This is a genomic window from Desulfopila inferna, from assembly GCF_016919005.1.
GTDB lineage: Bacteria > Desulfobacterota > Desulfobulbia > Desulfobulbales > Desulfocapsaceae > Desulfopila_A > Desulfopila_A inferna.
Window position 1 is genome coordinate 176,583 of sequence record NZ_JAFFQE010000005.1, and the last position, 25,556, is coordinate 202,138.

Sequence of the window (25,556 nt, forward strand, 5' to 3'; positions counted from 1 at the left end):
GTTACAAGAGCTGGGAATTCCAGTAAAGAAGGAACCAGCGTTTTGGTAGAAGAATAAGAAAACTAGACAGAGGCGCCTACGGCTTCCACATTAAATATAGATCGTTTTTGGTCGAAAAAAGAAGAAAGATCTGGCATAATCGTATTAACATATGGTATATGACAGCACCTTTCCGGATGGTCCCGTAGCTCAGTAGGATAGAGCACCAGATTCCTAATCTGGGTGTCGCAGGTTCGAATCCTGCCGGGATCACCACCCTTCTCTTTTTTCAATTACACAATCTTTTACGATCGGCAACCTGGCGTAAGGTTGAACTGATTCTTCTTTTCAGATTTTCTTTTTGCTGATTTGACAGGACAGTATGCATTCCTCTCAGGGTATGGCGGATTATGGCATTCCGAGTCATCAGAGGAAGCAATGGATTCCGAATCTGGGTCCGAAATGACGACTGGGCCTGATTATTCACAGAGCTTCATCGCCTTCGGAAAAAGAATATTATTTTCAAGGTGAACATGCTTATGGATATCGTCTTCGAACTCCTTGAGTTTCTCATAAGTGAGGACATAGGTATTGCAGACGTTAGCCGGTATGTCGAAATCCTTGGAGAGATGGCGGATTTTATGTAAGGCATCGCCTACTTCCTCATGCTCATCTTTGAAGTTCTCCAGCGATTTTCTGATAATGGCGGTATCTTCTTCTGCCGAGGTCTGGCCCGCTTTTTTCTGGGCGTAGACTCGTTTGAGAGCGGGAAAGAATTCTTCCTCCTCATCCCTGAGATGGCTTTCAAGATCGCTGCCGAGTTTCTTGAAAAGGGAGGCTATCTCGATTACTTCAGGATGGCTTGATCCATGGACCTCGGCGATCTTGTTGGCGTATGTGCCTATCTGCTCAATATTATCGTTAAGGTAGGAATGATGAACAGTGACAATGTAATCGGAAAGAAAAGGCAGCTCCCAGGAGTCATAATCCTGGCTACGCTCCCTGGGTTCTTTCTGCACTTCTTCGAGCTCTGCCGTTATTACGGAGAGATCGATGTTTTTGTCCCTGCTGGTCGTGGCAAGGTCTTCTTTGCCTCCACAGCAGAAATCTATGCCGTATTTCTCGAAAACCTGTGCGGTGCGGTAATCCTCGGCGACAATCTCGCCTATAGTTTTGTTTGGTGTGTTCACTTTCTTCACCTTTTGATGGATGGTTTGAGATAAGGCTCCTTATATTTCGTTATTTGGGTCTTGATATGAAATCCGGTATTTCTAAGAAAAGTGGACTCCGGGTCAAGCTCGGAGCGACGGTTGCAAAAGGATTAAGGAGATCTGCAGGCTCTGCTTCATCAAGTAGTTGAACTTCTTTTTGCAACCAGCTTTTAATACTATTGTGACAGCCTGCGGAATGATCAACTCCTTTTCTGGCGACCTCAGGGAGGCTTGCTTTATTGCCAGAATTCCGGGTACTTACGGCTTTTTGGCATATTGTTGAAAAGAAGAGCGACGATGAGCATGATCATTGCCCCGGAGGCAGTGGGAATTATGACGTACATGTAACCAAGATTATGAATACTTTCTCCGCCTATCACAGCGATCAGGGCAGTTGCCCCTCCCGGAGGATGGAGGGTCTTGGTGAAATGCATGACAGCAATGGAGGTGGAGACCGCCAGGGCCGCTGCCAGCCAGAGATCGCCGCCGAACAATTGGAAGGCGGTCACTCCGATTATGGCCGAGAAGACATGGCCGCCGATCAGATTCCTCGGCTGGGCCAGAGGACTGCGGATGGCGCCGTAGATAAGGACGGCCGAAGCGCCGAAGGAGCCAATTATCATGAGCATGCCGGTCTGGTCGAGCATCTTGTAATGAATCAGGGAAACAGCGGCAATGCCGAGAAAGCTGCCAATCCAGGACCAGAGAATCTCCATCGAACCTACCTGCGGCGGACTCTGCCCGCCTCCCTTCATTTTCTCCCAGTAACTCATTTTTTGGGTTTCTCCTGGTAGACATTGAGGGAATGCGCCAGATCGGTGCGTGTCACCATGCCAATCAGCCGTTGATCCGCATCGACAATCGGAAGGCGGTTGATCTGTTTATCGGCAAAAATCGAAGATATGGCGCCCACAGTCATTTCCGCTGCTCCGCTGATGGGGGGCCGGGACATAATGTCGCCAATAGTTCGATTGTGCAGCCTACCGATCATGCAGCTCCTGTCGTTGAGGCAGTGAGTGGCGATCTGCATAAAGGATGGTGTGGCACCAAAGCCCATTTCCTTTAGAAAATCCTTCTCCGATACGACCCCGACAAGGATTCCCTGACGATTCACCACTGGAGCACCCGATATCTGCTTTTCGGCCAGCAGGGCTGCGGCATCGACAAGGGCCATTTCCTGATCGACCACCACCACCGATGTCGTCATGATGTTGACGGCTTTCAGATCGGTGAGCAAACGTTGTATCGCCAGTGCATAAGCGGCCTTATAGATTTCCTTAAAATCACCGGGGGTAATGTCGAGATAGCCCGGAATGCGTTTCATCGCCTCGAGCACATCCTGCTCGGAAATTTCCAGAGGACCGCGCTCTTCCGAAAGTACTTCCTTCATGATTTTTCTCCTTTTGAATCACCGGAAGTCCGGCTGGATCTCTGGGCAATTATCTAATAAGAGTAAAGCATTTTTAAATAAAAGATAATTTGACATAGGTCAAATCGGGATGATTGCCTTCTTATGGGGCTTAAACAAATACAAACCGGCACAAAGCGGAGGCAGTTGCAGGGCCAGCAAAAGCGTTGGGCTTCCTTACGTCAGCACCAACCTACTGGAATGCCGCAATCGAATTTTGAAAGGGTAGGTTGGCGGTGAGCCTGGCGAACCCCATCAATTTAAAGTTTATTTGCAACTCATGGATAAGTTGCTTTTTTGACCATTGTTTGCAAATAGTAGAGCAAAAACACACTAAATCCGGAAGAGCCAAAAAATATTTTCAGAAATGAGGGCCTGCCAAAAATCTGCGGCTCGAGAGATTGGACTTTCTCGAAGTCGGTCTATGCCCGGTACGGGTGCTTATCGCGATGACATCTTTTTAACGGAGGAACATTTCCTTAATGCGTTCGCGACTGTCGACCAGCATTTGCCTGTCTTCTTCGAACACTTCAAAGGTAACGGTGCTGTCATAACCGATCTGCTGCAGTTGTCGTATCAGCTCATCAAAATCAATCGATCCCTTCCCCACCGAGAAATGATCATCTCTCCGGCCCCGATTGTCGCTGATATGCAAATGGCCGATCCGTTCGCCGAAATTTTCGGCAAGGTGCAGCAGACGTTTTCCGCTTTTATCGTCAATATTGGCGTGTCCGGTATCCAAAGTCAGCTTGAGGGATGGGAATTCCCTGAAGATTTCCTCGAAATCATGAGGTTCCACACCGGACATATATCTTGGAAACATATTTTCGAGGCAGATTTCCATCCCGCCGGCAGCAGCGGTAATTTCCTGCAGAAACTCGTAGGCATACCCTCGCACCGTATCCATGACAAAGCTGCCCAGACCGCTGACCACACTGGGATGCAGCACGACCTTTGAAGCCCCCAGTTCGATAGCCAGCTCCAGGGAACGGTGCATTTCCGTCACCGATGCCCTGCGAATACTTTCGGTGAGATCGGCAGTGGATACAAAGGTGGGCATATGACAGACCAGATCCAGACCGTTATTCCCGAGGGCATTAACGATATCGTTTTTATTTGCAGCAATGACACGGTAATGCGCCATGGGCGGATCCATGGCCAGTTCGACGTAGTCGAATCCCAATCGGCCTATCGCCTCTATTTCCTCAAGGACAGGCAGAACAGGGAAATTCATGGCTCCGAATTGCATATCTTCACTTCCTTTCTCAAATCTAATGAATGAAGCTGCCTAAATGCTTTTCAGCAGGCAGCTACCTGACTTGGTGGATATTTCCGCCTCGAGATAAGGGGTGCTCATCTCCGGCAGGATCTGAAGCTCGATCAAATCCAGGGCGCCGATATCCTCAAGCTGCCTGGCAGTCCATTCCACAAAGGGGGTAAAGAGTCTCAGGGCCTGCAGGCGACACCCCAGATCCACCATTTTGGCGGCGGGATGCTCGTCGGTTTGCCAGCTGATAATATAGGGCAGCATACCGCCTGCCAGCAGCCTGCCGTCATCGGGCACGCCGAAATACCAGCGCAGATCGCCACGGCTCACAGGCTGTGGAGCACCGAAGGAAATTTCAGCAATGTTCAAAGCACCAGTAATATCATCGGTGTTCACCACCCAGGTGAGCAGGCCGGGTCCATCGGCGAGGCGACGGCGCACCAGGGGATCGTCCAAGCCGAACCAGCGCGGCTGCAGCGGCTGTTCTCCCTCCGGGTCGATGGCGATAATCTCGAGAAAGACGGCATCGTCCAGCTTGGTCAGACAGTTATGGGTACCCATGCGCGGATGACTGCCGCCCAGGGGAATCTCGATGCCCAGCTGCTCTTTGACATATTGTCTGCCCTGCGCCAATGTTTGCGCGCCGATGACCAGATGATCGAGGTTGGTTCTCATTAGTACCTTACTCCCGAAAGGCTGACAAAAATACAAGAAAAAGGGAAACGTATTTGAAATCGCTAAACTACATCTACAACCAAGGTACTTATCCCGGCCGCTTGCGGCTTGACGGGGTTGATACCCCTTCTCGCTTAAGTGAATTAATGGTTTTTGAGCCTCTCAGCCGAACATCTCACTGCGCACATGATCAAGTGCCGGAAAGGTTTTTCGAACTTCAGCCAGGTGCTTCATGTCGACCTCAGCGGATATCGTGGTAACGCTGTCCCTTGCCTGGGAGATCACCACACCCCAGGGATCGACAACCATGCTTCTGCCGAAACTGACGTAGCTGGGAGGACAGCTGCCATATTGACCGGCGGCGGCCACATAACAGAGATTCTCGACAGCTCTGGCACGCAGGAGCAGCTCCCAATGATCCTTGCCGGTCATCATGGTAAATGCCGCCGGTACCAGTATCACCTGAACACCGCGGGCAGAAAGAACCCGGAACAGTTCCGGAAAGCGTAAATCATAGCAGGTGGCCATGCCGAAGATGATGCCGTCTACTGTAAATGTTACGACCTCATTCCCTGCCGTTATGGTCTCGGATTCGAAATACTTCCGACCACCGGGCACTTCCACGTCAAATAGATGTATTTTACGATATTTTGCGACGATATCACCCAGGGGATCAAAAACAACTGCGGTATTATGGATATCACTGCCGGATTTCTCCAGAAAAGAGCCGCAGTGAATAAAGACCTTGTGCTCAATCGCCTTTTCCTGTACACGGCCGAGGCTCATGGAATTATGCAGTTCCTCACTGTTTTTGCGCCAGTGTTTTTCGGGGCCCAGGAAATTGAAATATTCCGGCAGCATTATCAGACGGGCACCTTCCCTGGCCTGCACATCGATGAGTCTTTCTGCCTCGGCAAGGTTTTCCGCCTTATCCTTTTGGGTGTTCATCTGCACTAATCCGATTCTCATATTTTCCCTTTGCATGTCTCGTGGTTCCCAGGCTCACCTACCGATCAGCCCGCTATCTCCCTGTTTTCAACCTGGAAGCTAGATATTCCGGCAAGCCGGCCTTGCGCATTTTTGTTTGTGTTGTCTGATTGGCATAACTGAACCTGTGAAATATTACCGTTTTTTCGATGTCATCGTAGAGGCAATATGAACCGTCGGCGCTGCCGTCGCGAGGCTGGCCGATGCTGCCGCAGTTGACGATATAGCGCTGACCTTCCTGCAGATAACGAACCTCTCCGGGCTGCACCTTTTCCAAAGATATTTTCCAGGAATTCTCTTGAGAGATAAGCTGCGGCCAGTGGGTATGACTGACGAAGGAAAGACGATAGCCGGTTCTGCGAAAGGACCATAATGCCTTGATATACGAGTTCAGATAGATCCAGGCATCCGGGCTGTGCGGGGAGGCATGACAGTAACAGACGCCATCTATGAGCACCTTGTGCCGGAGGGTCCTGAGAAAGTTGACGCTCTCATCGCTGAGCTGGTCCATTGTCCAGAAAATTGCGTCGCGGGCATCGGCATGCATTTCGTAGGGGGAACTGTCCCAGATCGCCGCGGAATCATGATTGCCGAGAACCGCCTCAAGGTTGTCAAGCTCCTGCAGCAGTGTAATGCATTCATTGGGGTCCGGACCGTAGCCGATGATGTCTCCCAGAAAGACAAAACGGTCGGGTTGCTCTTCGGCCATCACCTCCAGAAAAGCCTGCAGGGCTTCCAGGTTGGCATGAACATCTGCAAAAACGGCGATTTTCAATCGGTTTTACCTTCGGGTCTGAGAGATTTGGCCACCGAACCGCCGATTTGCTGAAGAAGCTGCATGAAACGGCTTGAAAGAGGAAGAGTTTCGGTGCTGTATACTTTCTTAAAATCATCCTGTCCGGCCTCCAGCGTGGCAATCCTGTCCACACTGCGATGCAGATCCTCGTGGACCTTCAGCAATTCCGCCCCCCGCTCCTCTTCATCGAGATGACTGACAAACTGCTCCAGCCATTCGCCGTAGGGGCAGGCCGCCGCCGACGGCTTGATCTCCTCGACATGGGTATTTACCGCCTCACTGAGTGAATTGAGGTGATAGACCCAGGTATCGGCGAGAAACAGTCTCAAATTCTCCAGGGCCACCCCTGCAGGCCTCTCGCTCCGCTGAAGTCGAGGTCCCGGCCCGGATGATGCCGGTTTGAGTACCCGTACTTTCCGGTTGAGGGTGCGGCTCACCTTGTCGATGGTGCTGCCTCCGAAAAGGCCGGAAAAGGTGGCTGATCTTCGAGGATGACGCGGAGGGCCCAGAACGGTAATATCGGCGTTCAGGCTCTCTGCCATCTCTATAATATTTTCAGCTACATTTCCTCTTTTAATGCGCAGCATCACCGGGAGTTCATATTTTTTCAGGGTTGACATATACCCGTCAATCCTGTGGACCAGCCGGGTTCCAACAACCTCGTTGGTATATTCGACATCCTCCGGCTCGATATCCTCCTCTTCAAGCACCACCAGAAGGGTGATTTCACCGCCATATACCAGAGCTTCCCGCTTGACCTCCTCTACGACCAGGTCCGCGATATTATCATCCATGATACAGCCCAGAATTTGCCGGGCCTCAAGCGGGACGGACATTTTGTTTCTTTCCTTCTTTTCCCGGTAGATGCTGCAGTCCTTCGACTTAAAAAAACTGAACAGGGTGGATGGCTTTTCTGTTTTTTCGCCATCTTCAGTGGGTTCAAGACTATCGTAATTGCGGAGATCGTGCTGCAGGTCAGCAACATTCTGGTAACGGGAACCCAGATCGCGCTTCAGCATTTTCAGGATAATCTGCTGAATAGCGGGAGGAATCGACTGCTCATAATGTCGTGGTGGCACAGGATCTTTATTGAGCCGCTGCTCCACATCCACAACCTTACTCGAGCGTTTGAAAGGTATTTGCCCGGTCAGCATTTCATAAAAAGTTATACCCAGGCTGTAAATATCGCTTTGTTTGGAACTCCTGTTGCCGCAAAGCTGCTCCGGTGAAATATAATACGGTGTTCCGTGAGGTTGAGAGAAATCATCGGCCAGGTAGTCGCGCAGGCCGAGATGACGGGCAAGTCCGAAATCGACGAGCTTGATACCATCATTGGGAAGAATCATTATGTTTTCAGGTTTGACATCAAGATGGAGCACCGATCTGGAATGTAGATAGCCGAGCGCCTGGCAGACCTTGAGGCAGACCGACACCGCCTCCTTTAACGGAAATATCTGGCGGACCTGCAGAGCTGTCTTGAGATCCTGCCCGGCAATATACTCCTGAACGAGATAGAGATGTGAGATTGGTCTGACCAGAAACCTGACCACGGTTCGATGATTGAGGTACCGGCTCAGGTATTCTTCGTTCTGATAATGGTAAAACAGGACGGGATGATTAAGAATGTTGTCGAGTGGAATTTTCAGGACGACGGAGTTATCCGACAGGCTGTCATCAGCCAGATAGAGATGGGCCGCAGCCCCTTTATGAAGCAGCTCCTGAATCGTAAACCCATCGATTATATCACCAATTTCAGGTAGTTCCATCTTTTCCTCTCTTTTCTTGTCCGGCCCCTGGCCGTCGGCATGTTCGGAGGACTCTTCCAGCCTCGCTCCAATAAAATATATGTTTTAGCTCTAGATATTCATAGATCAATCGTATATCTGATCATGAGTTTTTGCAAGAACGGGCTTTCATCCTTCCGGCTGCTTCTGCAAATGGCCGGCGGAATGGATGGTTGAGATGCCGGGAGAAATGCATAGTATATCGATATGGAGCTTAATTTGCTCCGGTTTTATACATCTCAACCAAGAAAGAGGTGAAAAAATGGTTACAAAAGACGAACTTTGCAAAAAAATAGAAGCGATACATCCTCATATGGGAGTTTGCGGCATTGATTTTAATGTCGATTATGACGATAAAGCCGAAGCCTGGGCGGTGGATTACCATCAGGGCAAGCGGCACCTCAGAACTTTTGTAGATTTCGATGAGGCCGACTCATGTCTTGAAAAGGAAAAATGTTTGCCGCTGGGCCTACAGATAGGCCAGTTAAGAAACAATTTTGAGAAATATATTCATGAGCATGCCCTTGAAAAGGACAACTAAACCACCAGGATATCCCGTGCCCTGCACACGACAGGGCAGGAGATACTCATCCACACTACTGCGAGCAAAAGGTGGTTGACAATAATAGAGCATTACTCTATTTTCTAGTATTTGCAGGGGGTGGCACAATATGCCTGAGATGATACCCATAGAACCTGATCTGGTTTATTCCAGCGTAGGGAATCGCAAAAATGAACCATGCTCTTTCACATGTTTCCATCATCTCTGTTTCCACTTGACCCTACAGCTTACTTTCCCAGGAAAAGAGGTGATACATGTCGAATCTTGCCGAAAAAGCAGCCGCTAATCTTCGGGCTGTCCGCACCGCCGCGCCCCTGATCCATAATATTACCAATTTTGTGGTGATGAATTTCACCGCCAACAGTCTACTCGCCATGGGAGCCTCTCCGGTGATGGCACATGCTGAAAACGAAGTTGTCGATATGGTAGCTCATGCCGGCGCTCTAGTTCTCAATATCGGCACCTTGACCGATTCCTGGGTGGAATCGATGATCAAGGCGGGTCGGGCTGCTGCAGCACGGAACACTCCCATAATTCTCGATCCGGTGGGTGCCGGCGCCACTCCACTTCGTACGCAATCGGCCAAAAGGATAATCGATGAGACGCGGGTCGGTATTATCAGAGGAAACGCCTCGGAAATTCTTTCCCTGCGCCACCCCGATTCCGCCACCAAAGGTGTGGATGCGCTTCATTCAGTGGATGAAGCCGAGGAGAGCGCCAAAGTTCTGGCCAGGGAGCTGGATGCTACCCTGGCTATCACCGGGCCGGTTGATCTGGTAACCGATGGCGACCGCGTTCTCAAGATCTCCAACGGTCATCCGCTGATGCCTTATATCACCGGGACGGGATGCGGTGCAAGCGCTGTAATCGGCGCCTTCGCCGCAGTTGATAAGGATTTCGTCTCGGCGGCGGCGACCGCGCTTGCCTTTTTTGGTCTTGCAGGGGAGAAGGCAGCTCTCTCTGCCAATGCCCCGGGAAGCTTCATGATCGCCTTGCTCGATGCGCTCTATACCATTTCACCCGTGGATCTGCTAGCCGGCGCCAGGATAGAGGAAATATAATTACAATGATCGACTATTCGCTTTATCTTGTTACCGACTCTCATCTTTCGCTGGGCAGGACAACTGCGGAAGTTGTGGCCTCCGCCGTCAAAGGCGGGGTCAGTTGTGTACAGCTGCGCGAAAAAAACCTGACAAAGCATGAGTTTTTGGACAATGCCCAAATCCTGAAAGAACTGCTTGCTCCCCTGGGCATACCCCTGATCATCAATGATTATCCCGACATTGCTCTTGCAGTCAACGCCGAGGGCGTTCATCTCGGCCAGAACGACATGCCTGTCAGAGAGGCCCGGGACCTGCTGGGTAAAAACAAACTAATCGGCATTTCCGCGGAATGCCTGGAAGATGCGATCAGGGCTGAACAACAGGGCGCCGACTATATAGGGGTAAGTCCGGTTTTTGCAACCACCAGTAAAGCAGATACCGGTATGCCGTTGGGCCTGGAGGGAATCCGCAGGATTCGCCGCCATGTCAGGCTGCCGCTTGTAGCCATCGGGGGAATCACCAGTATGAATACCGGCAGGGTTATTGCCGCAGGGGCCGACGGTATTGCCGTTATTTCGGCCATTGTCTCCGCCGCCTCCCCTGAGGAGTCGGCGCGAATGCTCACAGAGCTGATAGCAGAGGCACGACGGGTACACCATGACTGCAACTAAAACGTCAGCTCCGTCCATAACCTTCACCGACATCTGTCTTGATTTTGAAAACGAGACTCTTTTCGATCACCTCAGCTTCAGCGTGGCCGCGGGCAAATGCACCTGCATCCTGGGGCCCAGCGGCTGCGGGAAATCAACACTGCTCAGGATGGTTTCCGGAAACAGCAGTCTGCGCTATAGCGGCAGTATTTCCTTCTCTACCGACAATCACCAAGTAGGCTGGATGAGTCAAAACGACCTTCTGCTCCCCTGGATGACCCTGCACGACAATGTCATGCTGGGCGCCAGGCTGCGCGGCGAAGTGGACGACAGTGTCCGTGACAGGGCGTCCATGCTGCTCGAACATGCGGGATTGTCACAGTACGAGAAGGCCCTGCCGGCCACCCTTTCCGGAGGAATGCGCCAGCGCGGCGCACTGCTTCGCACCCTTATGGAAGAACGAGCGCTTCTGCTCATGGATGAACCTTTCTCGGCACTCGATGCTCTGACCAGGATGAAACTGCAGGATCTTGCGGCTCACATGACCCGGGGCAAAACGGTACTGCTGGTCACCCATGATCCCCTGGAGGCGTTGCGGATGGGAGACGAGATTATTGTTTTCACCAATGCCCCCGGCGGAGTGAACAGATTTGCCGATCTGCCGGGCAGCGTGCCCCGTAAGGCGGGAGATCCCGCCATTGCCCCCTTCTATACCAATCTGCTGGCTCTTCTGATGAGAGAGAACGTATGAAGTTCCTCAGGATTGCAAGCCTGATCGCCGGAGGAATTCTTCTCTGGCAGGTAGTGGTGATTATCAGTGGAGCTCCCCACTACATCCTGCCCGGGCCGTTGCCGGTGGTCCGTGCCATTGTCAGCCACTGGCCCGAATTATGGCATCATCTGCAGACCACATTGCTGGAAATTATCGCAGGGTTGATCATCGGCACCTTTCTGGGGAGCATCAGCGCCCTGGTGATGACGCTCTCGCCCCTGCTGAAGCGCTGGATGCTGCCGGTGCTGGTGATCAGCCAGGCCATCCCGGTATTTGCACTGGCGCCGGTGCTGGTGCTCTGGCTCGGTTACGGCATGGCCTCAAAGATAGCCATGGCGGTGCTGATTATCTATTTTCCGGTAACATCCTCCTTCTATTACGGGATGCAGCGCACCGACCGTGATCTGCTCGAACTCGCCAGAATAATGGGGGCCGGCAAAATCGCCCTTTTTCGTTTCATCATTATCCCCAACGCTCTGCCTCCCTTCGGCTCCGGTCTCAGGGTAGCTACGGCAGTCGCACCAATCGGAGCCATAGTCGGCGAGTGGGTGGGCTCCAGTGCGGGTCTTGGCTTCTATATGCTTCATGCCAATGCCCGGATGCAGATAGATATCATGTTTGCCGCCCTGACCGTACTTGCCCTTATCTCCCTGACTCTCTATTTCGTCGTTGACGCCATCATAACCAGAATTCTTTTCTGGGAAACACAAAAGGATCTCATTCATGAAAAAACCAGGTAAGGTATTATGCTTTGTTTTTGCCGCACTGCTGCTTTTCTCCGGCAGTGCTGGCGCTGCAGAAAAACTGACAGTGCTGCTCGACTGGTTCGTCAATCCCGACCACGCCCCTATCTTCGTCGCTCAGGAAAAGGGCTTTTTCAAGGAAAAAGGGCTGGAGCTGGAAATTATCGCCCCATCCAATCCCAACGATCCGCCCAAACTTGTGGCCGCCCAAAAAGCCGACATTGCCGTATCATACCAGCACCAGCACCATATGCAGGTTGATCAGGGTCTGCCACTGGTCAGAATTGCCACTCTGGTTGCCACGCCCCTGAACTCTCTGGTGGTTCTTGCCGATGGCGATATTGACAGCCTCGCCGATCTCAAAGGAAAAACCATCGGCTACTCGGTAGGCGGTTTTGAAACAGTTCTCCTCAAGGTGATGCTGGAGCGTGTCGGATTGACTCTTGACGATATCAAGCTGGTAAATGTCAACTTCTCCCTCTCTCCTTCTCTTTTTACCGGGCAGACCGATGCGGTGATAGGTGCCTTCAGAAACTTCGAGTTGAACCAGATGGACATTGAGAAACGACCGGGAAAGGCCTTCTTTGTTGAAGAACATGGTATTCCGGCCTATGACGAACTGATCCTGATCGCGCATCGCGACCGGATAGGAGATGATGCCCTGCGCCGCTTCGTGGACGCTCTTGAGCAAGGTGTTCAGTATCTCATCAACCATCCCGAGGAAAGCTGGGCTCTTTTCGCCAGTGGATCGCGAAAGAATCTCGATGACGAGCTGAATCGCCGCGCCTGGAGGGATACACTGCCTCGCTTTGCCCTGCGTCCCGGCGCTCTGGACATCAACCGTTATGAAAATTTCGCCCGATTTCTGCAGGAGCAGGAGATTATCGAGACGATCCCGCCTCTGCAAAGCTGGGCTGTTGAACTGCGGTAATCAGTATATTTGCCGCTGCAGCAGAATCTGCAGCGGAGTGACTTTTTTTTATTACTTCACGACAGGGTGGGGTTAAGAGTCCATTTGATATACCAATTCAGGCCGCCGTCTTCTCCTTTTTCGGCGTCCAGGCAGACAATTCCGGAGTTCTGGAAGTGATACACCTTGATATCGGGGGAGCCGGTGGTCAGAAAGGAAAGAAGGCGTTCAAGAAAGGGCATATGACCGACAACCATGCAGTTTTCCGCCGGGTCGATATGCTTTGCATAGTCCCGGACATCATCCAGGGGAGCAATACCGGATACCTGCTCAACAGGGATACTGTCCTGAACAATGTCCCGGAAGAGATCCGCCGTTTGAGCGGCACGCTTTTTTCCTGAATGAATTATTTTCCGAACATTGACCTCATATCCTCTGGCCACTTCGGTAATGAGCTCCGTTTCCTCTATACCCTTTGAGGTAAGTCCTTTTTCCGGATCGACGTCTTTTGAAGCACTTCTGCCATGCTGTACGAGAAAGAGTGCCATTTGCCACCTCCTGATTTTCTGAGTTTTGTCAAAAAGAGGGCCAAAATGTCATATTCGAATACAGTTACCACGTTTGCGGGATACGGCCATATCCCCAGATCATATTTTCATAAACAACAGATCAGACTGATCGGGATAATCCGTGATTCGTGAAAACAAAGGCGCGATATCTTGAGCGCGGACTGTGCGGATGCCGATGAAATAGGACAGCGGCGGTTTGACAGCCACCGCTGTTCCCAAGCAAATTTAGAATTTCTCCCAATGAACAAACTCCTCCATCGCCTTTCTTTTCGGCGCCGGAGGTTCATGATCCGGATATCCCAGTGGCACCAGGGCCACAACTTCGTGGGTAGGCGGAACATTAAGAATATCCCGGGCGCCGTCATGGTCAAACAAACCGACGATAACCGTGCCGAGACCTTGATCATGGGCGGCCAGGCAGAGATTCTCGGTTGCCAGCCCGAGATCATACATAAACCAATCCCCAAGTTTGGTTACCGCCTTGTCATTGTAAAAACCTGATTTTTCCAACCTGCCACATACGGCAATGACAACGGGAGCCTTCTCCATGGCAATTGTTGCAGGATTTTTTTTGCTGATTATGCCTGCGAGCTGCTGCTTTATCCCTTCATCCCTGATGACAACCAGTTCGCAGCACTGGGTGTTGGCCCAGGAAGGCGCCCATCTTGCCGCCTCCAGCACTTTCTGCAGTTTGTTCTCTTCAATCTCGGTTGACTGGTACCTTCTGACACTGCGTCGTGTAGTAAACATTAACCCTCCCTTCGTTTGTGGTCTCTGGCTAGGAGGTTGTCCGAGAATAGGCATTTTCGTTCAGATCAAGGCATTTTCAGGAAATCAAGCACAGCCATATAGCTGATATCGGAGTCTGCGCTTACCTGCGAGCATTGATTTTCTGAAAATAACGCCGAGATGGGCGAAAAGGGCATTTTCGGACGGCCTCCTAGGAAAATTCACCTAAGATCTGCCGGGCAATTATCAGCCGCTGAATCTCGCTGGTTCCCTCATAAATCGTCGTTATTCTGGCATCGCGGGCATACCGCTCAACCGGATAGTCGCGGGTGTAGCCATATCCTCCCAGAATCTGCACGGCCTCATAGCAGGCGCGATTGGCTGCTTCCGTTGCGAACATTTTTGCCATGGATGCTTCCTTGGAAAAGGGACGGCCCTGCTCTTTCCGGTAAGAGGCGCTCATCAGCAGCAGTCGGGCCGCCTCAAGCTCGGTAAAGGCATCGGCAATCTTCCACTGGATTGCCTGAAAATCACTTATTTTTTGGTTGAACTGTTTACGCTCCAGAGAATATCGCGTGGCATACTCCATGGCGGCAAGACCGATACCAAGACCCAGTGAACCGATGCCTATGCGGCCGCCAGCCAGCTCACTTACTGCGGCCCTGAATCCGTCGTTCTGCTCACCCATCAGAGCGTCTTTGGGCACGCGGCAGTCCTGAAAGAGCAACTCGTTGGTGGCCGAGGCATGCTGGCCCATCTTTTTTTCCTTTTTGCCGATTATCAGACCCGGAGTGCCGGCTTCAATGAGAAACAGGCTGATCCCCTTGCCTCGCGGAGCCGCAGGATCGGTCACTGCCCAGACCACAAAAACACCGGAACAGGTACCGCTGGTGATAAATATTTTGGAACCGTTAAGAATCCATTCATCACCCTTGAGAATGGCTGTAGTCGTCATCCCGGCTGGATCGGAGCCGGCGCCAGGTTCCGTGAGGCCGAAGGCGCCTGCCGCATATTCTCCGCTGCAGATCCTGGAGATATATTTCTTTTTCTGCTCCTCACTGCCCAGCGCCTGGATTACCTCACACACCATGTTATTTACCGAGACAGTGACCGCAGTTGAGGCACAGGCCCTGGCAATCTCGGTCATGGCCACGCTGAACGCTATAACACCGGCCTCGGAACCACCATAGGCATCGGAGACATTGAGCCCCATGAAACCGAGTTCCCCCAGCTTGCGTAGATTCTCGTAGAAAATGGCGTCATCACCACCATTGTCGAGTTGCGCTGCCACCGGTTCTAGCTCTGATTTGGCAAAATCGCGGGCAGTATCCTGTATTAGTTTTTGTTCTTCACTCAGATCCAGACGCATAGCTTTACCCCAACCGTCTTTTTATTTTTCCTGATTACCCCTAATCCTCAGCTCAAGGTCGGGACTGCTCATTTCTCGGGTCTCTGCAGCCCGGACGGCTGCAGCGAAGCCTCCATGGATGGGTTTACGGCGTCCCGATGAAAAGAGCAGTCCCGGCCTGGGCCAGAAAACACTGCGTTACAAGCGTAATCAGATTATTTTTTCTTGAACTCCGGAACACGTTTTTCCAGAAATGCCAGCATCCCTTCGCCCTGCTCATCACTGGCAAAACAGAGACCGAAAAGATCGGCCTCGTAGCGGCAGGCCCGTGCCAGATCCATCTCCATGCCGTTGTTCACCGCCTCCTTGCACAGCCTGACCGCGAGCGGCCCCCGGGAAGCGATCCTGCCGGCAAGACCGAGACATTTCTCCAGCAGTTCCTGCTGCGGGAAAACCCTATTCACCAGGCCAATGCGACATGCTTCCGCAGCATCGATTATATCACCACTGAAAAGCAGCTCGTTGGCCCTCCCCTTGCCTATAAGACGCGGCAACCTCTGGGTGCCGCCGAAGCCGGGGATGACACCGAGATTGACCTCCGGCTGGCCGAATTTGGCATTCTCGGCGGCATAGCGGATGTCGCAGGAGATGGCGATCTCGCAGCCGCCCCCCAAGGCAAAGCCATTGACCGCCGCAATAACAGGTTGGGGCAGTTCCTCGATGGTTTTCAGCACCTTGTGGCCGAATCGTGCAAAACGGTTGGCCTCGATGACGCTGAGATCCTGCATGTGGGAAATATCCGCGCCGGCGACAAACGATTTTTCGCCGGCTCCGGTCAGGATAACGACGGCAACCTCCTCGTCTTCGCCAAGATCGATGAAGCAATGATCAAGCTCCAGCAAGGTATCCAGATTCAGGGCATTCAGGGCTTCGGGCCGGTCAATGGTGACGATGGCGGCAGCGCCTTTTTTTTCCAACCTTATGTATTCATATTCCATAGGTTTCCTCATCGAGTTGTTTTTTACTCTTCGTTCAGGCTGAATTTCCAGGCGCAATGCCACTCCGGCGGATGTCTATCCGGCGGACAGCCGATGCATTCGGTAGTAATACGCTCGTCAATTGCCCTGGCAAAATAGGTATATTCCACCTGTCCCGCCGACTTGCAGGGATAGTCATCCAGTCCTTTGCGGTTTCTGGCCGCCTGCACCCTGCATTTGTTCATTTGAAAGACAAAGCTTTTCTCCTGCTCATCGGAGATTGACTGTTCGTTGATTGAACCATAGAGCCTGAAAGCAAGTGCTCTTTTCAGCCCTGCTAATCCGGGACGTTCTTCCATTCCCAGAAAGTTCTTGATGGATGCCGCCTCCACCGGCGAAAACTGAGACCAGCAGGAGTCGTTGCAGCGCTTGGCATCATTCATCCCTTCACTGAACTCCACCGTCTGAAACCAGACGCCGTCACCGACCAGCCAGTTTTTGGCGACCCGGTGGAGCAGCTCTTTCTGCTGCTCCACCTCCATGCTCAAAAGCGGTTCCGGAATATTATCCACCATCTCGAAGCCAAACACTTTGGAGAGATGATGTATCTGTATCTGATAGCTTTTTGCTGCAGCCTTTTCCAGCATCTGCAACCCTTTCTTCTCTCCCATCTGGTGCTTTACCTCGGCATACCAGAGGGCATGATGAACAATGGTGCGATGAAAGAAGTCCAGGATGAGTCCGGCCCGTCCTTTCTGATCGAGGGTGTCGGGACTTTCTGCGTCTGTCTGTATCATAATCGGCTCCGGGGAAAATTGTTAGGAAACTCTGCAAATTTCATCGGGGAAATGGTTAAGAGGCTCAAGTCCCACCGCTGTTACCAGATGGGTATTCTCGATACCGACCACGCCTTTTCCAGGCATGATCACCTTGGGCTCAAGGGCGATGACCATCCCTTCCGCCAGTTCGAGCTTCTGGCCTTTGGCAAGAAAAGGGAATTCGTCAAGTTCGAGTCCCACGCCGTGTCCGGTAAAGCGAATCTTCCTTTCGCCCACCCCCATAAACTGCTGACGATATCCCTGCTTTTCCGCCATATTCGTCATCAACTGGTAGAGATCGCCGGTTACCGCGCCTGGAACTGCTACTTTTTTAATCCTCTCCTGCATCTCCAGCATGGCGTCATGGGCTCGATACATCTCATCCGGGAGATCGCCGATGACAAAAATTCTGGCGTGATCGGAAATATATCCGTCATAGGCAAAAACATAATCGACAAGGACAGTCTCATTCCGCCTGATTTTCTTGAACCCGGCCCCCTGGCTAATAAGTCCGCTCACCCCTTGTCCTCCGGTAGGCGATGCCAGATAACTGGGAACCGCGGCAGCCGGACCAGACATGAGATGTCCATAAAACAATTCACTGCCGAACAGCCTCATTCTGACGATGCCCTGATGCCCGAGGCTACGGGCATAGGCCTCCAGTTCACCGGCCAGAGCCACTTCGGTCTTGCCGACTTCGAGTAGTTGCGGAAAATGAGCGGCCACTTTGTCGGAGAAGGCAGCTGCGGTTTTTATTTTCTCAATTTCATAGGCGGACTTTACTGCCCGCACCAGGCGGATTGGCGTTGACACATCGACGATTGAGCAGCCTGAAAAGATTTTTAAAAATTGAAAATAGAGATTGGCTGGAAGTACATCAAGTTCCATTCCCAGGGGGGAAGGAAGAGTATAACCGTGTTCCTCTAAGGCCTGCGGGATTTTCTTCGGGCTCACCAGTGAAACTATATCTTCAAGAGGCGATTCAGCCCTGGCCCGTTCGAATTCCTTGAAAATCATGAGCAGGGGCTTGCCTTCGCCTGGAATATAGAGCCACCCCTGCTGGGCAGTACCTGAGAAGTAATACAGATCGGTATTCTGCACGATCAGGGCGCCCTGGATGTCCTTTTTCCGCAATTCGGACTGCAGCTTCCTCAGACGTGATTCAATTTCGCCCAAAAGTGGTCCGGCCGGATATTCTTCCACATCTCCTCCCTGTTGATCTGCTCGCGTTTGCTGATCCTGTAATAAATTGCCGCGATGTCAGAAGGCTAGATAAAAAGTTCGATATACAGAAGGCGCAGTTTTGGCAGGCCTTAGACGATACATAGTATGTCGAAGGTCTGTCAAAAACCTGCAACGCGGGAGTTCGGGCTTTCTCGAAGTCGGAGTTTATGCCCATACGGGTATTTATCGCGACGCCATCTTATTTGGAATAGTCATAAAAGCCTTTGCCGCTCTTTCTTCCCAGCCAGCCGCTCTCGACATATTTTCTCAACAGTGGGCAGGGGCGGTATTTGGAATCCTTGAAGCCGTCATAGAGCGTTTCCATAATGGCCAGGCAGGTATCCAGACCGATAAGATCCGCCAGGGCCAGCGGACCCATGGGATGATTCATGCCCAGCTTCATCACCGTATCGATATCTTCCGGTTTGCCGACACTCTGGTAGAGGCAGAAGATAGCCTCGTTGATCATGGGCATCAGGATTCTGTTGGCGATAAAACCGGGAAAATCGTTAGCTTCAGCAGGTGTCTTGTTGAACTTTTTACAGAGATCCCAAGTCAGCCGAAAGGTTTCTTCGGAGGTTGCCAATCCCCTGATCACCTCGACCAGTTTCATCACCGGCACCGGATTCATGAAATGCATGCCGATGACCTTTCCCGGTCTGGTGGTTTGAGCGGCAATTCTGCCGATGGGAATGGATGAGGTATTGGTCGAGAGAATGACATGGGCTCTACAGACGTGATCAAGTTGCTGGAATATCTTAAACTTGAGATCCTCACGCTCCACTGCGGCCTCGACCACGAAATCGACATCTTTCATATCGTCCAGGTTAACGGTGGTCTTCACCCTGGCGAGGATATCATCGGCTTCACCCTGATCGAGTTTGCCCTTTTCCACCATGCGGCCCAGATTTCTGGCAATGGCCGCCCGACCCTTCTCGGTGAATTCCTCGCGGATGTCGCTCATCAGAACCTCGAGCCCGCTTGCCGCGGCCACCTGGGCGATGCCATTGCCCATCTGGCCCGCGCCGATCACTCCAAACTTTTTTATTTCCATTACCGTTTCCTCTCCCGGATTGATGACTTCGTCGAAAACTTTTTCCCGGCTGTACTTGTTTCCGCCTTCGTCTGTAATGAATGCAGCGGAGCTATCATAAAGCCGATTTGACTGCCGATTTGTTCAAGGCTTAATCAGCGTTTCAGTACCAGAGCCACAGCCTCTCCGCCGCCAAGGCAAAGAGACGCCAAACCTGTACGGAGGTCTCTTGCCTCCATTTCATAGAGCAATGTCGTCAATACCCTGGCACCGCTGGCTCCGATCGGATGTCCCAAAGCAACGCTGCCGCCATTGACATTGACTATAGCGGAGTCAAGTTCCAGCACCCTATTGATGGCTACCGAGGTTCCGCTGAAGGCCTCGTTAATTTCAAACAGATCGACATCCGCCTGGGTTATCCCCTCCTTTTTGAGTACCTTGGGGATTGCATAGATCGGAGCCATCAGCACATACTTCAAATCGATGCCGGCCGACGCCTGGGCGCCGATTTCCGCCATAATCGTGCAACCAAGCTCCTCGGCCTTCTCCCTGCTCGTTACCACCACGGCGGCACTGCCGTCGCTGATTATTGAGGCATTCCCTGCGGTGCCGACACCATCCTTTTGAAACGCGGGGCGCATTTTGGCAAGTCTTTCATAAGGGGTATCCATGACGCACTCATCGGTATCGAAAAGAATATCACCCTTGCGATCGGAAATAGTCAACGGGGCAATCTGCTTTTTGAAGCGGCCGTCGGCAATAGCTGCCTGCGCCCGCCTGTAGGATTCCGCAGCAAACCTGTCCTGCTGCTCGCGATCAACCTGCCATTTTTCACAAATGAGCTCGTTGGACATGCCCATATGGAAGTCGTTGACAATATCCCAGAGACCGTCGTGCACCATATGGTCCTCGATCTTTCCGGGTCCCATGCGGTGGCCCCACCTGGCTTTATCCAGATAATATGGAGCCATGCTCATGTTTTCCATCCCTCCGGCAACCACGACATCGGCATCGCCGCATTGTATGGCCTGGGCGGCAAGCATCACGGCCTTCAGAGAAGAACCGCACACCTTGTTAACGGTAATGGCCTCCACCTCCTGGGGCAGATCCGCTTTGATGGCCGCCTGCTTCGCCGGGTTCTGCCCATACCCGCAGGGTAGAACCATACCCATGATGCATTCATCCACTGCGGTCGCTTCTATGTTCGCCCGTCGTATCGCTTCTCTGATCACATGTGCCCCCAGATCGGTGGCTCCGGTTTTACTCAATGTCCCACCAAAGCTCCCCAGCGGGCTCCTCACAGCGCTAACAATTACGGCGGCTTTCATAGTATACCTCTTCAGTTCGTGTGATTTTCATATTCCGCGGAATTATCTCTATAATGACTCGAAAAGAGCTCGACCAGCGTCGTTGTAGATCTAAAACGGCGATTTGTCGCACCACCTGTACAGCCCAACGGTACTGCCAAATCGCCGTTTCAGATACTGCGCCAGTATATCGGACTATCTTAAAGTCGGAGTTATGCACGTATGGGCGTTTATCGCATGTCCACCCCGGCAACTTCGACGACCTTTACAAAATCATCTCTTGTTGAAAAACATCTGATTTTATCCAAGTCGGAAATACCGACCAAGCGCTCAATCGTTTTTTTTATGATTCCCTTTAAAGCACCATTTGTCAATCAGTTTTTCGTTATACGGAACTGAAAATCTTCCTGAATTGATCACAACCCATCCTTCCTTTCTCACTACCATAACTATCCGATTGACTATCAAATACTTCCTCTCCTTTGCCACAAAATCTGCCAGAAAACAGGAACATGTTTCTCTTTTCAGGGTATTATGACAACACATCTGTTAACTATGGCTTATACATGCCATGAATAAGTTTGAAAACCAAAAAAATGCTTTGACAAAATCATCAATATACTTTTAAGTGGAACTAGATTCCGAGCGAGCGCTCGGTAGCTAACCAACACTGGAGGGCGACAACGCGCCCGGTACTCTAACCCGGTAAAACCGGGCTAGGCCTTTAAAAAAGAATTTCCTGCACCGGATGCGCAGAAATTTTTTCCATAAAGGTACCAAAAATTCCGAACAGGAGGGAGTCTCAAATGGGTATGGAAAGTCTGTATAAGGAAGTTATGGATATCAACATGATGGCAGATGACGACCGCAAGGATGATGCGGCCAAGGCTTTTTTTGAACGGCTCAACTTCATGGAACTTCCGGAATACTTTAACTGGGCGGAAGAAATATTCGAGGGCGTCCATGTCAAAGAACGCGGTGACAAACCGGCATTCATCTGGGCCGATATCCTCACCGAAGAAAACAAGACCTATTCCTATCGGCAATTCATGGCCAGAGGCAATCAGTGCCTGAACCATCTGCGTAAGTCCGGGGTGGACAAAGGCAACAATATGTACATGATGGTGCCGATCGTCCCGGAAACCTGGTTTGCCACCTATGCCTGTGTCAAGGGAGGACTCGTCGCCGTTCCAACTGCCACCACCATGACTCAGCGGGAAATGGAATTCCGCTTCGAGACCTATCCGCCGGACTGCATCATCGCCGCCGAAGTGTATACCGATCTGATCGATGCCGCCATCAAGACCAACGGCACCGAACCTAAGGTCAAAATCGTTCTCGGCAAAAAGGCTGGCTGGACCAGTTATACCGATCTCGAAGGAGAATCGGAAGAAGCAGAGGCCGCCAAAACAAAATCGAGCGATCTGCTTTTCTGTTTCTTCACTTCCGGTACTACCGGACTGCCCAAACGAGTCGGTCACACCGCCGTATCTTATCCTCTGGGACACCTGTCCACCTCCATTATGGCCGGTATCCGGACCGACGATATCCATCACAACCTGGGAGCGCCCGGCTGGGCCAAGTGGGCCTGGAGTTCCTTTTTCGGGCCGTTGAATGTCGGCGCCACCGCCACCGGATTCGATTTCACCACCCTTGACGGTGAAAAATATCTCAAGGCTATTTCCACCCATAAGATATCCACCTTCTGCGCTCCCCCTACCGCCTGGCGGATGTTCATCAATCTTGACACATCCCAGTTTGACCTCTCTAACCTGAGACAATCCATCGGCGCGGGAGAGCCCTTGAATCCTGAAGTAATTTCCCGATGGAAGAAACTGACTGGTAATGAGATCCGTGACTTCTACGGTCAGACGGAATCAACGGCAATGATCGGCAACCCCCCCTGGATGAAAGGTAAAATGCGCAGCGGCTCCTTCGGCTACCCCTCGTATATGTACGATGTCGCCCTGGTTGACGAGGAAGGCTTTGAAATCACTAAAGCCGATGAGGTCGGCCATATCGTGGTTAAACTCGATAAATGGCGGGCCATCGGACTTTTTACCGAATATATCGGCAGCCCTGAGAAAATGGGCGATGCCTTTCGTGGCAACTACTATTACACCGGAGACCGGGCATCCTACGATGAAGACGGCTACTGGTGGTTTGTGGGCAGAAGCGATGACGTTATCAAATCCTCGGACTTCAGAATCGGACCCTTCGAGGTGGAGAGCGCCCTTATGGAGCACGTTGCCGTTGCCGAAACCGCCGTGGTAGGTGTACCGGATCCCAAACGGCATCAACTCGTCAAGGGATATGTCATCCTCAAACAGGGTGTTGAACCCTCAAGAGAACTGGCTCTGGAACTCTTCCAGCACACCATCAATGTCCTGGCCAAATTCAAAATTCCGCGGATCATCGAGTTCGTTCCCGAGGTTCCCAAAACGCTGAGCGGCAAGATACGCCGTATCGAATTGCGGCAGCAGGAGGAAAAGAGGCAGCAGGATAAGTCTGGAGCGGTTGCCACCGAATTCTTCTACTGGGATTTCCCGGAACTCAGTTCAAGAAAAAATTGATAGCACGCGGCAGGGGCGCACTATACGCTCCTGCCGCCCTCTAATAAAATAAAACGATAAGTGCGACAGAGGCAGCCCGACAGGGACCGCTGAGTTGGCAACTTGCGGCCTGTGCAAGCACGCTGAAAAACACTTTTTTAAAGAATGCATGAAAAATTACCCGAAAAATACCCAAAGGGACTCTGCTGGAGATTGAACGATGAATTTTGAACTGACGGAAGAACAGAAACTTATCAAAGACATGGTACGCAGCTTTGCGGAGGCGGAGGTAGCTCCTTCCGCCCGGGCCAGGGATGAGGAAGAACGCTTTGACCGGGAACTGATGTTTACCCGACTTGCCGAACTTGGCCTGACCGGAATCGTTTTCCCCGAAAAGTATGGTGGTGCCGGTGCGGACTACATCAGCTACGCCATTGCAGTCGAGGAACTTTCCCGGGTCTGTGCCTCCACCGGAGTCACCCTTTCCGCACATCTGTCATTGTGCGCCAACCCTATCTATCTCTTCGGCAGCGAAGAACAGAAACAGAAATTCCTTGTTCCGCTGGCTACCGGTGAAAAAATGGGGGCCTTCGGTCTCACCGAGAACGCTGCAGGCTCCGATGCCGGCGGCACCAGAACCACGGCAGTTAGGGATGGTGACGAATGGATCCTCAACGGCAGTAAAACATTTATCACCAACGGCGGCGAAGCTGAAGTATATGTGGTGATGGCCAGAACGGACAAGAATGCCGAGAAGCATCATGGAATCAGCGCCTTTATCGTCGAAAAGGGCACACCCGGCTTTACCTTCGGTAAGAAGGAGGAAAAGATGGGGATTCGCAGTTCCCCGACCATGGAGCTTCTCTTTGAAAACTGTCGGATTCCACAGGAGAATCTTCTGGCCGAAGAAGGCCAGGGCTTCAAGGTGGCAATGAAAACCCTGGACGGCGGCAGAATCGGCATTGCCGCACAGGCCCTCGGAATTGCCCAGGGTGCGCTTGATGAGGCGGTAAATTATGCCAAGGAAAGAAAGCAGTTCGATACGCCGATTGCCCGTTTTCAAGGGGTCCAGTTTCAGCTTGCCGATATGGCCACGCAAATTAAGGCAGCCAGGCTGCTGGTTTATGATGCCGCTTACCGGGCCAGCGCGAAGCTTCCCTATTCTCAGGATTCGGCAATGGCCAAACTGATGGCAAGCGAGACAGCGATGCGGGTAACGACACAGGCCGTGCAGATTCTCGGGGGTTACGGCTACACCCGTGATTTCCCTGTGGAAAGGATGATGCGCGATGCCAAAATTACGGAAATCTACGAAGGGACCAGCGAGGTGCAGCGGATTGTCATAGGGTCGGCGTTAACCAGATAAACAGTCTCGTTAATAACATTACCAATATGTATTTTGCACAAAAGGAAAGTTGTAACTGGAGGAATCTATGAAAATTCTTGTCTGCATCAAACAGGTTCCGGATATGGAATCAAAATTTTCCCTGGACGGTACCTGGTACAGTACCGTCGATCTCGCCTGGCGAATGAACGAATATGATGAATTCGGGGTCGAGCAGGCGGTCTCTCTCAAAGAGCAGGTTAAGGATTGTGATATCACGGTCCTCTGTATCGGACCGACCAGGGTTAAGGAAACCATGAAAAAGGCGCTGGCAATGGGATGCGACCGCGGCGTACATATAGAAGACGATGATTCCGCCGGACGTGACCCTTTTACCATAGCATCAATAATCGCTGAATTTGCCCGGGATAAAGAATTTGACCTGATTTTCTGCGGTATGCAGTCGCAGGATAGAGCAAGCGCACAAGTAGGCCTAATGACCGCGGAGATCCTGAGTATACCTGCGGTATCCACGATAGTCGACTTCAAATACGATTCCGGAGACATCCAGGTTAAACGGGAACTGGAAGGCGGCATCAAGTCTCTTGTCTCGACAACTACTCCCGCCCTTCTCACCTGCCAGCTTGGACTCAACAGCCCCAGATATCCGACCCTTCCCAATATCATGAAGGCTAAGAAAAAAGAGTTGCTTTCCTCTCCGGTTGCCGATTTTCTCAAAGAAACTCCCCTTCAGGAAACAGCGGAGATCTTTTTTCCGGAGAAAAAGAGCGGCGGCCTTATTCTTGAGGGAGATCCGGCTGAATTGGCGGAAGAACTTCTCAGGATTTTAAGAGAAAAGACAACCGTTATGGGATGATGGGAGATACA

General features: G+C 51.7%; 25 protein-coding genes, 1 tRNA gene and 1 riboswitch. Of the genes, 10 read left to right on the forward strand and 16 right to left on the reverse strand.

Features of this window, described 5'->3' with window-relative positions; genetic code table 11:
- The first annotated feature begins 178 nt into the window (after positions 1-178).
- Positions 179-255 (forward strand) — tRNA-Arg (locus JWG88_RS13820).
- 203 nt (positions 256-458) lie between these two features.
- Here the strand turns inward: JWG88_RS13820 and ric are convergent.
- From ric to JWG88_RS13860, 8 genes are all read right to left on the reverse strand, one after another.
- On the reverse strand, positions 459-1,169 hold the full coding sequence (gene ric / locus JWG88_RS13825; RefSeq protein ID WP_337833126.1) for an iron-sulfur cluster repair di-iron protein: 711 nt from the start codon (positions 1,167-1,169) through the stop codon (positions 459-461).
- 257 nt (positions 1,170-1,426) lie between these two features.
- On the reverse strand, positions 1,427-1,963 hold the full coding sequence (locus JWG88_RS13830; RefSeq protein WP_205234380.1) for an HPP family protein: 537 nt from the start codon (positions 1,961-1,963) through the stop codon (positions 1,427-1,429).
- The gene (locus JWG88_RS13835) at positions 1,960-2,580 is read right to left on the reverse strand and encodes a CBS domain-containing protein (protein WP_205234381.1); all 621 of its coding nucleotides are present in this window, start codon (positions 2,578-2,580) and stop codon (positions 1,960-1,962) included. Before JWG88_RS13835 ends, JWG88_RS13830 begins: the two co-directional genes overlap by 4 nt.
- A 478-nt stretch (positions 2,581-3,058) precedes the next feature.
- Positions 3,059-3,847 (reverse strand): sugar phosphate isomerase/epimerase family protein, encoded by a 789-nt coding sequence (locus tag JWG88_RS13840; RefSeq protein ID WP_205234382.1) that lies wholly within the window; start codon positions 3,845-3,847, stop codon positions 3,059-3,061.
- A 39-nt stretch (positions 3,848-3,886) separates the two neighbouring features.
- Positions 3,887-4,540 (reverse strand): VOC family protein, encoded by a 654-nt coding sequence (locus JWG88_RS13845; RefSeq protein WP_205234383.1) that lies wholly within the window; start codon positions 4,538-4,540, stop codon positions 3,887-3,889.
- A 162-nt stretch (positions 4,541-4,702) separates the two neighbouring features.
- Positions 4,703-5,509, reverse strand: coding sequence for a carbon-nitrogen hydrolase family protein (locus JWG88_RS13850; RefSeq protein WP_205234384.1), 807 nt, complete (start codon positions 5,507-5,509; stop codon positions 4,703-4,705).
- A gap of 52 nt (positions 5,510-5,561) precedes the next feature.
- Positions 5,562-6,302 carry a metallophosphoesterase family protein gene (locus JWG88_RS13855; RefSeq protein WP_205234385.1) on the reverse strand — a complete coding sequence of 247 codons (741 nt, stop codon included), beginning with the start codon at positions 6,300-6,302 and terminating at the stop codon, positions 5,562-5,564.
- Positions 6,299-8,089 (reverse strand): bifunctional serine/threonine-protein kinase/universal stress protein, encoded by a 1,791-nt coding sequence (locus JWG88_RS13860; protein ID WP_205234386.1) that lies wholly within the window; start codon positions 8,087-8,089, stop codon positions 6,299-6,301. The genes JWG88_RS13855 and JWG88_RS13860 overlap by 4 nt, the downstream gene beginning before the upstream one ends.
- A 280-nt stretch (positions 8,090-8,369) precedes the next feature.
- On the opposite strand from JWG88_RS13860, the gene JWG88_RS13865 reads away from it, so the two are divergent.
- The 6 genes from JWG88_RS13865 to JWG88_RS13890 all read left to right on the forward strand — a co-directional run bounded on the left by JWG88_RS13865 (position 8,370) and on the right by JWG88_RS13890 (position 12,808).
- Positions 8,370-8,648, forward strand: coding sequence for a hypothetical protein (locus tag JWG88_RS13865; RefSeq protein WP_205234387.1), 279 nt, complete (start codon positions 8,370-8,372; stop codon positions 8,646-8,648).
- A gap of 106 nt (positions 8,649-8,754) precedes the next feature.
- Positions 8,755-8,849: riboswitch (TPP riboswitch) on the forward strand.
- Positions 8,850-8,923: 74 nt separating this feature from the next.
- Positions 8,924-9,730 carry a hydroxyethylthiazole kinase gene (thiM, locus tag JWG88_RS13870; protein ID WP_205234388.1) on the forward strand — a complete coding sequence of 269 codons (807 nt, stop codon included), beginning with the start codon at positions 8,924-8,926 and terminating at the stop codon, positions 9,728-9,730.
- Between the two features lie 5 nt (positions 9,731-9,735).
- A complete protein-coding gene (gene thiE, locus JWG88_RS13875) occupies positions 9,736-10,383 on the forward strand; it encodes a thiamine phosphate synthase (RefSeq protein WP_205234389.1) in 648 nt (215 codons plus the stop codon).
- Positions 10,370-11,113 (forward strand): ABC transporter ATP-binding protein, encoded by a 744-nt coding sequence (locus JWG88_RS13880; protein ID WP_205234390.1) that lies wholly within the window; start codon positions 10,370-10,372, stop codon positions 11,111-11,113. The genes thiE and JWG88_RS13880 overlap by 14 nt, the downstream gene beginning before the upstream one ends.
- Positions 11,110-11,874 carry an ABC transporter permease gene (locus JWG88_RS13885; RefSeq protein ID WP_205234391.1) on the forward strand — a complete coding sequence of 255 codons (765 nt, stop codon included), beginning with the start codon at positions 11,110-11,112 and terminating at the stop codon, positions 11,872-11,874. The genes JWG88_RS13880 and JWG88_RS13885 overlap by 4 nt, the downstream gene beginning before the upstream one ends.
- Positions 11,858-12,808 carry an ABC transporter substrate-binding protein gene (locus JWG88_RS13890; RefSeq protein ID WP_205234392.1) on the forward strand — a complete coding sequence of 317 codons (951 nt, stop codon included), beginning with the start codon at positions 11,858-11,860 and terminating at the stop codon, positions 12,806-12,808. The genes JWG88_RS13885 and JWG88_RS13890 overlap by 17 nt, the downstream gene beginning before the upstream one ends.
- Before the next feature lie 56 nt (positions 12,809-12,864).
- Here the strand turns inward: JWG88_RS13890 and sixA are convergent, their stop codons facing one another.
- The 8 genes from sixA to JWG88_RS13930 all read right to left on the reverse strand — a co-directional run bounded on the left by sixA (position 12,865) and on the right by JWG88_RS13930 (position 20,813).
- Positions 12,865-13,335, reverse strand: a complete 471-nt coding sequence (sixA, locus tag JWG88_RS13895; protein ID WP_205234393.1) for a phosphohistidine phosphatase SixA — start codon at positions 13,333-13,335, stop codon at positions 12,865-12,867.
- 246 nt (positions 13,336-13,581) lie between these two features.
- Entirely contained in the window at positions 13,582-14,106 is a 525-nt protein-coding gene (locus tag JWG88_RS13900; protein WP_205234394.1) for a nitroreductase family protein, read from the reverse strand.
- Positions 14,107-14,296: 190 nt separating this feature from the next.
- Entirely contained in the window at positions 14,297-15,454 is a 1,158-nt protein-coding gene (locus JWG88_RS13905; RefSeq protein WP_205234395.1) for an acyl-CoA dehydrogenase family protein, read from the reverse strand.
- 194 nt (positions 15,455-15,648) lie between these two features.
- Positions 15,649-16,431 carry an enoyl-CoA hydratase-related protein gene (locus JWG88_RS13910; RefSeq protein ID WP_205234396.1) on the reverse strand — a complete coding sequence of 261 codons (783 nt, stop codon included), beginning with the start codon at positions 16,429-16,431 and terminating at the stop codon, positions 15,649-15,651.
- 23 nt (positions 16,432-16,454) lie between these two features.
- Complete coding sequence (locus JWG88_RS13915; RefSeq protein ID WP_205234397.1) at positions 16,455-17,207, reverse strand: DUF6125 family protein; 753 nt, start codon at positions 17,205-17,207, stop codon at positions 16,455-16,457.
- A gap of 21 nt (positions 17,208-17,228) precedes the next feature.
- Positions 17,229-18,431, reverse strand: a complete 1,203-nt coding sequence (locus JWG88_RS13920) for a M24 family metallopeptidase (protein WP_205234398.1) — start codon at positions 18,429-18,431, stop codon at positions 17,229-17,231.
- Between the two features lie 220 nt (positions 18,432-18,651).
- Positions 18,652-19,506, reverse strand: a complete 855-nt coding sequence (locus tag JWG88_RS13925; protein ID WP_205234399.1) for a 3-hydroxybutyryl-CoA dehydrogenase — start codon at positions 19,504-19,506, stop codon at positions 18,652-18,654.
- Positions 19,507-19,640: 134 nt separating this feature from the next.
- Positions 19,641-20,813 carry an acetyl-CoA C-acetyltransferase gene (locus tag JWG88_RS13930; RefSeq protein WP_205234400.1) on the reverse strand — a complete coding sequence of 391 codons (1,173 nt, stop codon included), beginning with the start codon at positions 20,811-20,813 and terminating at the stop codon, positions 19,641-19,643.
- A 785-nt stretch (positions 20,814-21,598) separates the two neighbouring features.
- Here JWG88_RS13930 and JWG88_RS13935 point away from each other — a divergent pair.
- The 3 genes from JWG88_RS13935 to JWG88_RS13945 all read left to right on the forward strand — a co-directional run bounded on the left by JWG88_RS13935 (position 21,599) and on the right by JWG88_RS13945 (position 25,545).
- Positions 21,599-23,365, forward strand: a complete 1,767-nt coding sequence (locus JWG88_RS13935) for an AMP-binding protein (protein ID WP_205234401.1) — start codon at positions 21,599-21,601, stop codon at positions 23,363-23,365.
- Positions 23,366-23,564: 199 nt separating this feature from the next.
- The gene (locus JWG88_RS13940; protein ID WP_205234402.1) at positions 23,565-24,710 is read left to right on the forward strand and encodes an acyl-CoA dehydrogenase; all 1,146 of its coding nucleotides are present in this window, start codon (positions 23,565-23,567) and stop codon (positions 24,708-24,710) included.
- Positions 24,711-24,777: 67 nt separating this feature from the next.
- The gene (locus tag JWG88_RS13945; protein WP_205234403.1) at positions 24,778-25,545 is read left to right on the forward strand and encodes an electron transfer flavoprotein subunit beta/FixA family protein; all 768 of its coding nucleotides are present in this window, start codon (positions 24,778-24,780) and stop codon (positions 25,543-25,545) included.
- Positions 25,546-25,556 lie beyond the last annotated feature (11 nt).

Coding starts and splice junctions, on each gene's coding strand:
- JWG88_RS13890 (WP_205234392.1), top strand. CDS start 11,858: ATGAAAAAACCAGGTAAGGTATTATGCTTTGTTTTTGCCGCACTGCTG.
- JWG88_RS13905 (WP_205234395.1), bottom strand. CDS start 15,454: ATGCGTCTGGATCTGAGTGAAGAACAAAAACTAATACAGGATACTGCC.
- JWG88_RS13850 (WP_205234384.1), bottom strand. CDS start 5,509: ATGAGAATCGGATTAGTGCAGATGAACACCCAAAAGGATAAGGCGGAA.
- JWG88_RS13930 (WP_205234400.1), bottom strand. CDS start 20,813: ATGAAAGCCGCCGTAATTGTTAGCGCTGTGAGGAGCCCGCTGGGGAGC.
- JWG88_RS13830 (WP_205234380.1), bottom strand. CDS start 1,963: ATGAGTTACTGGGAGAAAATGAAGGGAGGCGGGCAGAGTCCGCCGCAG.
- JWG88_RS13835 (WP_205234381.1), bottom strand. CDS start 2,580: ATGAAGGAAGTACTTTCGGAAGAGCGCGGTCCTCTGGAAATTTCCGAG.
- JWG88_RS13925 (WP_205234399.1), bottom strand. CDS start 19,506: ATGGAAATAAAAAAGTTTGGAGTGATCGGCGCGGGCCAGATGGGCAAT.
- JWG88_RS13945 (WP_205234403.1), top strand. CDS start 24,778: ATGAAAATTCTTGTCTGCATCAAACAGGTTCCGGATATGGAATCAAAA.
- JWG88_RS13840 (WP_205234382.1), bottom strand. CDS start 3,847: ATGCAATTCGGAGCCATGAATTTCCCTGTTCTGCCTGTCCTTGAGGAA.
- thiE (WP_205234389.1), top strand. CDS start 9,736: ATGATCGACTATTCGCTTTATCTTGTTACCGACTCTCATCTTTCGCTG.
- JWG88_RS13860 (WP_205234386.1), bottom strand. CDS start 8,089: ATGGAACTACCTGAAATTGGTGATATAATCGATGGGTTTACGATTCAG.
- JWG88_RS13915 (WP_205234397.1), bottom strand. CDS start 17,207: ATGATACAGACAGACGCAGAAAGTCCCGACACCCTCGATCAGAAAGGA.
- JWG88_RS13900 (WP_205234394.1), bottom strand. CDS start 14,106: ATGTTTACTACACGACGCAGTGTCAGAAGGTACCAGTCAACCGAGATT.
- JWG88_RS13935 (WP_205234401.1), top strand. CDS start 21,599: ATGGGTATGGAAAGTCTGTATAAGGAAGTTATGGATATCAACATGATG.
- JWG88_RS13880 (WP_205234390.1), top strand. CDS start 10,370: ATGACTGCAACTAAAACGTCAGCTCCGTCCATAACCTTCACCGACATC.
- JWG88_RS13845 (WP_205234383.1), bottom strand. CDS start 4,540: ATGAGAACCAACCTCGATCATCTGGTCATCGGCGCGCAAACATTGGCG.
- thiM (WP_205234388.1), top strand. CDS start 8,924: ATGTCGAATCTTGCCGAAAAAGCAGCCGCTAATCTTCGGGCTGTCCGC.
- JWG88_RS13865 (WP_205234387.1), top strand. CDS start 8,370: ATGGTTACAAAAGACGAACTTTGCAAAAAAATAGAAGCGATACATCCT.
- JWG88_RS13940 (WP_205234402.1), top strand. CDS start 23,565: ATGAATTTTGAACTGACGGAAGAACAGAAACTTATCAAAGACATGGTA.
- sixA (WP_205234393.1), bottom strand. CDS start 13,335: ATGGCACTCTTTCTCGTACAGCATGGCAGAAGTGCTTCAAAAGACGTC.
- JWG88_RS13885 (WP_205234391.1), top strand. CDS start 11,110: ATGAAGTTCCTCAGGATTGCAAGCCTGATCGCCGGAGGAATTCTTCTC.
- JWG88_RS13910 (WP_205234396.1), bottom strand. CDS start 16,431: ATGGAATATGAATACATAAGGTTGGAAAAAAAAGGCGCTGCCGCCATC.